The organism is Shewanella sp. SP1S1-7 (assembly GCF_031932105.1).
Classification (GTDB): domain Bacteria; phylum Pseudomonadota; class Gammaproteobacteria; order Enterobacterales; family Shewanellaceae; genus Shewanella; species Shewanella baltica.
On sequence record NZ_JAUOEU010000054.1, the window covers coordinates 1 to 7,079 of the forward strand.

Here is a 7,079-nt window from a genome sequence, read left to right on the forward strand (position 1 = left end):
TACTGCTGCATGGGCTAGAGTGCTCCCAACTTTTTGAGGCTATCTAGGGATTATCTAGGCCGCATCGAAAAACGGTTGAACCATATTGGTGCAACACACTGAACAACACCCATTGAATTAAAACATATCAATAACAATTCAAACTAAGGCAGCATGAGCCTAAAAACGCGTTCAATCACCCAAAAACAGTGTGCAGATCATCCCAGTTCGCCTGCTTTCGATGACTAAAAACGGGGAGCGGATAACACCTTAGTAGGATGAGGCCGCGACCGAAACAGTGAGCCGAATAGAAGGATCCATTTAGGCGCCATCAATTCACCCAGAACTACCAAAAAACTCACCTTTTGCCCTACCCTTTACGCCCTTGAAGCGTTAACACAAAAGCAACAAAAGCGAGTCATTGCATCCTCCTCTAGGGTTGATGCAACGACTCGCCTGTAGCCTTACTGCTGTATGGGTTTGCGTGCTCCCAACTTTTTGAGGCTATCTAGGGATTATCTAGACCGCATCGAAGTGCTGTTGAACTCTAATGCTGTAATTTCTCTATCTAAGCACAACATATATGCAACAACCAAGCCTAAGAAAACGTGTGCTATCCTCCCTCGCCGTCGTCACACAGCACGTCTATATCTGCCCTATCAATGCCGGCTTCATCCGCGGACATTAGCAAATGCCTGAACGACTAACGCACCTGCAGGTAAAGCTGCTGACAAAAACGTAAATATGCACATTTATGCTAGGTATCAGCCCTATCCATCCCTTACTCGAACAAGCGATTAGCCAGCGTGAGATTAGCGACACACATGCAGATCAACACGGCAGGATCATAGGACCAAGTGGAACAACACTCTTAGATACCAGCCATGCTCGACCACCGCATTAGTGCATTACTGCATTACTGCATTACTGCATTACTGCCCACAGCTCATGATTTGTATTGGGATTGGATAAAGCTGACGACTAGGCATGACGCGTAAGGTGCTCGGGTGATACGTCTGCAGGTGAAGAAAGTGGTCTAAGAACAGGTCAAACAGAACGCACGATGCAATTAGATCCGACAGGTAGCTTTTCACTTCTGCCCCAAAGCTTGTTTCGCCTCTTTTAACTAGCTCTTCCAGCTACAGGTTTGTTGACCAAACTTTAGTAATGAGTGAAAGTTAGTATTGATTGCCATTCGTTCTACCTAAACGAGGATTTCATGGGGAAACCATTAGTTATCTGCAGTATCCTAGGATTACTTCTAGGAGCGTTCATTTCACTATTGGATGTGGACGATTCTCTAAATGGCCTTTTAATTTCGATTGTGGCTTGTATAGCTGCGGGCTACATAACTGTCTATACAGTTAGAGATTATCCTAACCTATATTCGCTTGTCACGGTTTCAACGACCGTTCCGCTTTTGCTAATCAGTTATGGGATAAGTGATGGTTTAGCCTACACACTGGGTGTAGCATTTATATATGGAATTTGTTCCGTTCAGCTGTTCCTAGCATTAAGAAATTCTTTCCATAATGCAAAAGTTATTTTTAAAAGCTTTAAACCTCGTAAACGCTAAAATGTGGATGCCCCATTTCAACTTTGTAACGGACTAGATTTACTACCTAATGCTGGCAGATTGATTAAATTTTAGTAATGAGACAAAGTAGTGTTCAGGAAAGGTTCGCCTCAATTCACTCTGAGACTTCGATGTATCACTTTTCGATACAAATAGTGAATTAGTTTAAAGTGCAATTAACACCTGTCTACCGAATTTTGTAATGCCACAAAGGTTAGCTTTGATGAAAAATCAGATCATTACTTACGGACTTTCTCTTTGTTTGCTGTATTCAGGATACACTGAAGCACGCTTTATTCGCCAAGATCTAGAAAAGATAGTGTTGTCTGCTGAGAATATCGTTGACGTGACTGTAATTTCATCTGAAGTGATTGAGTGGACTCATACATCAGAATGGAAAGTAAGCTTCGGCGACAAATCGAATTGCGGATACAAGAGTACAGTTCGAGTAAATGAAAGTTTTTCTAAACCCAATTTCGAACAGTTGACGCTGGGCTCTAAAGAAGAACTTATACCGGGCCGACGATACCTTCTTTTTATTGAAGAACACGGTGGTGGTTTTGCAAACGATGTTATTTATAAACGTGAAGGGGTCGAAAAAGCTAGATTCGAGGATTGCTTGTCACGACTTCCGACACTTAAAAGTAACTGGCTCTCCACATCCTACTTCAGCGGCGGGTCAGAACCAAAAGTTAGGTTAAGTTACTGGCTTCTCCCGCCTAATGATTTACCTCATGAGACTATTGAGATTTCAGAAGTGAGGCAAAATGGAAATTTAGTTCCATTAACGGAAGCTGCTGTAGATATGAAGATAATGGACGAATTGGTACTGCCAAGAGATATAGTTTTATGGAAGGATTTAAGATCATGGATAAGAAACTTAGCTAGTCCTTCTGCTAAGTAATAGTTAATGCAATATTAGGACATATATGGTCACCTCGGGGTTAGCAAGGCCAATGCCCTACTTTATTTAAACTAATTTGTGCTAATCGATAATTCACCTTTCACAACAGGGTATCGGTCGTTAATGGTTCGCGGTCTTGCGACATATATCCGGCGTCTGTTGCGCCCTAATGAGATCCAAATTGACGTCTTACCCTCCTTGGCACGCATATGACCTCTAAGGCCACTGTCCTAGTCAGGTTCTGGGTAAGACAAACCGTTTAACTCATTAATACCATTACCGCTATTGTGCTTTGATGGACGTTATCTATTTTTATTCATGCTTTAAATTGATACCCTTACGCCGCCATTTTACAGGCCTTATTCATACCAAATGCTTGTCCGCCTTCGTCGCACCTGATTTGGACGTTAATCCATAGAAATTTTAATCCGAAACTGACAAGTTAGAGCAAAGGAGCTATCACGCTTTTGTCCCAGAAGTGTGATGTCGAGTGGAGATTGAGCGCTTGGAGCTCACGCAAGACTACTCAAAACCTCGCAATTCCCCTGATCTTTTTAACCTGATAAAATTAACATAAGGCCAACAAAAGCGAGCCGTTGCATCCTCCTGTAGGGTTGATGCAATGACTCGCCTGTAGCCCTACTGCTGCATGGGTTTGAGTGCTCCCAACTTTTTGAGGGGATCTAGGGATTATCTAGGCCGCATCGAAGAATTATTGAAGCATAATGGTGTAATAGCTCCATCATTATACAACATATAAGTAACAACTAAGGCAAGAAAAACGTGTGGCATTCTCACTCGTCATCGTCGCTCAACACGCCTATATCAGTCTTATTTATGCCGGCTTCACCCACAGACATTAGCAAATGCCTGAACGACTAGTACATCTGCAGGTAAAACCGCTGACAAAAACGTAAACATGAACATTGATGCGAGGTATCAGCATCTATCCGCCCTATCCATTCCCTTTATCCCAACAAGCAATTAGCCAGCGTGAGATTAGCGGACACCACTGCAGGTAAACATGACAGGATCATAGAACCAAGCGGAACAACACTCTTAGGTACCGGCCATCATCAGCCACCGGCATTAGTGCATTACTGCCCACGGCTCATTATGTGTATTGGGATTGGTTAAAGCTGACGACAGGGCATGAAGCGTAATGTTATCGGGTGACACGTATGAAGGTGAAAATAGTGGTCTAAGAACAGGTCGAACTGAACACACGATTGAACTGGATTAGTGACTTAACCTGTCAATATTCAAATCACGATGCAATTAGATCCGACAGGTTGCTTTAGCTCACTTCTGCCCCATTATGAGTTAGTGTGAACTCCCCATGATACCCGCACAACCCGCAACATAGACCGTGCAGGATAAAAACAAAAACAGTCGATGTGCGATCATGTTTCGAAACCTAACATTTGGTTAAGGGGCGGGGCTCGTCCCAGTGAACGAAGCGAGCGATTTGAACCACTAGTTAGGGGCCTGTACGCTTGGTTCGGAATGTAAAGTACATGGCTGCAAATGTTACTGGCCACCACGTAAAAATTAATATCAAGGCTTCTGCGATATGTACATTGCCTTGGCTGTGCTTTGTGAATATGAAGTCAGTTATTGATTGGAGCACGATGCCGCCATTCCAGAGGCGAGCCTTATGAGCAGGCCATGATAAAAAACGCCATAAATTTCCATGCGCTAAATCGTAAGAAAAGAAAGCAGCAACCAGTAATACTATTGTTGCCAATAAGCTGAACAGTAACAGTAAATTGATTCTTATCAGTGGCATATAGCAAAGGATCCTAACGCAAAGCACACTGGCGACGAGGCGCAGCGGCCGCAGGCCGCAAGTGATGAGTATTATTATGTTCCATTTACTAGGGCCGCTTTTGAACCCACATTATTAATTACCGATATCCGAGATAAGCCACCTACAAAACGATCAAATGCGGCTGGTTCCACCTTAAATGAGAATGAAGCTACAAAACATACCTTTTCTCGGGGATAACGGGTATCTCTGGATACAATTTGTATAGCCGCCAGTATGCGCCCAGAATTATCGGCGCAAGAGAACACAATATCGAAATGAGACAACTGATCACTCTCACCAGAGCAAAACCGAACGCTATCCTCTCGTTTCTTGGGAAAGCCAATTAGTTGAGTGCAAAACTCTTGAAATTGGTCTTCATTAACGTAGCAATCGGCTATACCGGCAAATCCGCTACTTTCGCCTTTCACTCTTAGTTTCAGCAGATCATCTATTTCGGATAATCGCTCAAATTCCAAATATTCACTCATGACTGTCCTGAAACATAACGCTTTAAATATGGGGCGCGTGCTGTTTTCGCGTCCCAGCCCTGCTTGCTGGGCGAACATAATTTACTTGTTAGTACGATATACCGCACCAACGCCTAACGGGTCTATTTCAATCTGCGACGTAAACCTTACGTCTGCTATTTTAACTACACCGTGCTTAACAAACTGGGCAACTATTTCGAAAGCTTCAGAAGCTTTCGCTTCAGTGACATTGATAGAACTTTGATATATCAGAACGATGTCGGATTGAATAGTATCTTTTAGGAGTTTACTAAACTTCCGATCGTCCAGTTCTTCACTATCATTAAAAACCCGCACCCAATTACCACAAGGTCCTATTCTGCCGTGTGATAGCTTGTGCATGAGAGTGATAATTTCTCGATTCGTCATTTATCGTACTAACACCCCAATCAGGGGATTTTATGAGCGTTTTTCAGCGAGTAAAATTTCCGCTGACTTGGCTTGTTAACTGCTTTTGCAAATACCATGAATTTCCTTTGTATCAACGGACTTTTGCACTTGAGACCAGTTTTGACCGTCATAATAATTAACGACTACGCCATGCTTATATACATGAATCGTAATATCGTCTGATTTATAAAAATAACCAGGAGCAGCAGTTGCTACATAGTTTTGCCAACTTGAGTTATTCAGTTGTAACCATTTATTAAGCTGAGCATATTCAACTGAATCCTTGTTGATTTTTCCGTTGCATGTAACCCAAGCATCAGGATGGTAAATGGTAAAATCTATATCTTTTGAGCGGTCAAACCACAAAAGCAACGCACCAACTATGACCACTCCTCCAATAAGAACATATGCAATTACTTTCAGAAACTTGACCATGCTAATCCATGCAGTTAACGTTTGGTTAAGGGGCTTGCTTTAGCAAGTCCCAGAGAGCGGAGCGAACGATTTGAACCACTGGTTAAGTGCTCTGGCGCAGAGCTTCAACATTACGCTGTAAATCACTTAGTTCAATATCAAAGCCAGACGCTTTAGCTCCAGCCCAATTAACGCCTGCAAGTAAACCATCTTTCTTTAAACCTGGAACCCAGCGCTCGCAAAAAAAGACCACTCAATTGCTACGGGTACAAAGCTACTGTATGCAGGAATACTGCGAATGATAGTTTGCGCCCGCGACTCCGATGACCAAAAAGGCATTGCACGCTTCCCACTGGCATCTAGTGGTGCAGGGAAGCCACCAGAGTCTTTTATTCCCCATACGAAATTTGACTCGGCGACTTCACGATAAAATTCGGCAGCGTGCGCAGAAGCGATACTCATAAGCACCTAACGCTTTAAACAGCGGAAAACGCGAACGTTTTGGCGCAGCCAGTGAGCGGTTTTCCGATGATTTAACTTGTTAAATGCCATTTTTCTCGCGCTCAGCTTGTTTTTTGATTTTGGGCATTTGTATTTGTAGCAAAACAAATGCTGGCACTAATGGTACAAACGCTAGCCAAGATTGCATTTGAAAAGCCCAAAAGTAAATGAACCAACCTTGGCTAATAATTAAACCAGAAATTTTTAACCAGCGCGAGAAAAGCATAAGATCTCCCATGGCCGCTAGAAGTAACCCAAAGCAAAGCGCACCGAAGCCATACAACCAAAGGTTAAAGTTCAGAGATGAATTAATAGCCCCTACATCGATGGCAATTCCAAATAAAAATGGAACCAAAACCAAGATCATGGCGACAGTAGAAAAGCGATCATTACTCTGCTGCTTCTGATGAGCTTTATTTTTCTGTGCGAGTTTCTCTAATGTGTCCATGGCATTTAACGCTCGCCTAAACGGCGAGTAACTTGTTGCGAGTCCAGAGGCCGCGATGTTTAAGGCGATTGTTAGAGCTCACAGCTTGATGACTGCCAACATATCTTCACCATCTTCATCCAAACCCACTTCCTGAAAGCCAAAACTTGAATAAAAATCTTTGGCTACTGGGTTTTGAGGGTCATAGCAAATTTCTATTTCTTTGACTTTGTCACTGGCTTTGATTTCATTGAGCGCCAAATTTAGCGCAGTTCTACCAATACCCGCTTTTTGATAACGTTGATCCACCATAAAGCGCCAGATAGAAACTCTTTCAGGTGTTTCAGATACCCACATGAAAAAGCCAACAGGTTTATCGTTTTGATAGATTGCCTTACAGGTATGCCCTTGGCAGTAATGTGACTCAACCAAAGACCACATATTGCTCGCAACATATTCCTGTTGCTCATCAGTGACATCTAAGTCACATACTGCTTCATAATTTGAACTTGTAACGTCTTCCAGTGTGATACTCATGACTTTCCTTAGCT

Annotated in this window: 6 protein-coding genes and 1 pseudogene; 1 reads left to right on the plus strand and 6 read right to left on the minus strand. The window is 42.8% G+C overall.

Annotated elements, in window-relative coordinates:
- The first annotated feature begins 1,778 nt into the window (after positions 1–1,778).
- Positions 1,779–2,459 carry a hypothetical protein gene (locus tag Q4Q49_RS21750; RefSeq protein WP_263177619.1) on the plus strand — a complete coding sequence of 227 codons (681 nt, stop codon included), beginning with the start codon at positions 1,779–1,781 and terminating at the stop codon, positions 2,457–2,459.
- Positions 2,460–4,322: 1,863 nt separating this feature from the next.
- On the opposite strand, the gene Q4Q49_RS21755 is transcribed toward Q4Q49_RS21750, so the two are convergent.
- The 6 genes and pseudogenes from Q4Q49_RS21755 to Q4Q49_RS21780 form a co-directional block, all read right to left on the minus strand.
- The gene (locus Q4Q49_RS21755) at positions 4,323–4,757 is read right to left on the minus strand and encodes a hypothetical protein (protein ID WP_006086981.1); all 435 of its coding nucleotides are present in this window, start codon (positions 4,755–4,757) and stop codon (positions 4,323–4,325) included.
- Between the two features lie 81 nt (positions 4,758–4,838).
- Positions 4,839–5,165, minus strand: a complete 327-nt coding sequence (locus tag Q4Q49_RS21760) for a hypothetical protein (protein ID WP_006086982.1) — start codon at positions 5,163–5,165, stop codon at positions 4,839–4,841.
- A 75-nt stretch (positions 5,166–5,240) separates the two neighbouring features.
- On the minus strand, positions 5,241–5,621 hold the full coding sequence (locus Q4Q49_RS21765) for a hypothetical protein (RefSeq protein WP_006086983.1): 381 nt from the start codon (positions 5,619–5,621) through the stop codon (positions 5,241–5,243).
- 82 nt (positions 5,622–5,703) lie between these two features.
- A pseudogene (locus tag Q4Q49_RS21770) lies at positions 5,704–6,062 on the minus strand (DUF2750 domain-containing protein).
- Positions 6,063–6,141: 79 nt separating this feature from the next.
- Positions 6,142–6,549: a hypothetical protein gene (locus tag Q4Q49_RS21775; RefSeq protein ID WP_006086985.1), complete on the minus strand. Its 408-nt coding sequence runs from the start codon at positions 6,547–6,549 to the stop codon at positions 6,142–6,144.
- A gap of 78 nt (positions 6,550–6,627) precedes the next feature.
- Positions 6,628–7,065 (minus strand): GNAT family N-acetyltransferase, encoded by a 438-nt coding sequence (locus tag Q4Q49_RS21780; protein WP_312000422.1) that lies wholly within the window; start codon positions 7,063–7,065, stop codon positions 6,628–6,630.
- Positions 7,066–7,079: the final 14 nt, after the last annotated feature.